The organism is Marseilla massiliensis, assembly GCF_016899855.1.
Classification (GTDB): Bacteria; Bacteroidota; Bacteroidia; order Bacteroidales; family Bacteroidaceae; genus Prevotella.
The window spans coordinates 1-327 of record NZ_JACJJG010000270.1; the positions used below are offsets into that span (position 1 = coordinate 1).

Genomic DNA, 327 nt, shown 5'->3' on the forward strand with positions numbered 1-327 from the left:
CTTTGCAACCGCTTACGACAAGTAAGGGCGCATAGCTCAGCTGGTTTAGAGCATCTGCCTTACAAGCAGAGGGTCGGGGGTTCGAATCCCTCTACGCCCACTCAAGAATCCCGTTGCACATTGTGTGACGGGATTTTTGTTAGTAACAAGGGACAAGCAGACGAGCAGACAAGGAGATATGACTTGACTGCTCGTCTGCTTATCCCTTGTCTACTAATATTACGTGAGTTCGGTATAAGGACTACTTTACCCCTTTAACTACCAATGAATGTAAGCTTTGCAGACATTCATAAAACATTTTTCCGTAAACATCTTTCATCTTTCAGC

The 327-nt window shown here is 44.6% G+C and carries 1 tRNA gene; it reads left to right on the top strand.

Annotated elements, in window-relative coordinates:
- Nucleotides 1–25 precede the first annotated feature (25 nt).
- A tRNA-Val gene (locus H6A34_RS14715) sits at nt 26–100 on the top strand.
- The last annotated feature ends 227 nt before the right edge of the window (nt 101–327 follow it).